The following is a 569-nucleotide window of genomic DNA, read 5'->3' on the forward strand; positions in this document are numbered from 1 at the left end:
CGAACGCGCCGGGCGCCGACACGGTCGTCTGGTCCGTCGCGGATTCGAATGGCGCGATCAAGACGCAGGGCAGCTTCCCGGTTAGCTCAGGCGTGCAGACCAACACGTTGTCGTGCAAGTCGACGTGGGCCGGCTATGGCGCGCTGACTGCAACGTTGCGCTCCGCAGGCGGCACGCTGCCGAAAAGCGGCACCCGGCCAACTGGCATTGCAACCTTCGGCGTGCTGCCTGACCTCAGTTCGGCGATCGGCACGGTGGCCTACGCGCATCAGGACCAGCATCGCTTCGGCATGCAGGGTTTCAACGGCAACATCGCGGCGCTGCGTGCGCTCGGCATTTCGTGGACGATCGACGACCGCCAGGTATCGACGATGGAACCCAACGGGCCGTACACCTACACACCGAGCGTGAACGATCTCGATCCTTTCTATAAGGCCAATCCCGATCAGATGCGTATCGTGCGTCTCGACGGCCTGCCCGCATGGGATTCGAAGACCGGGCAGTTCAACGACAGCTATTACGCGCCGTCGAACATGACCGAGTTCAAGGACTTCATGGCGCGCGTCGGG

At 63.3% G+C, this 569-nt stretch carries 1 pseudogene; it reads left to right on the top strand.

Going from position 1 to position 569, the window contains the following annotated elements:
• A pseudogene (locus SB822_RS54790) lies at positions 1-569 on the top strand (hypothetical protein); the annotation flags it as partial.

The organism is Paraburkholderia sp. SIMBA_054 (assembly GCF_046534875.1).
In the GTDB taxonomy this organism is placed as follows: Bacteria; Pseudomonadota; Gammaproteobacteria; order Burkholderiales; family Burkholderiaceae; genus Paraburkholderia; species Paraburkholderia hospita.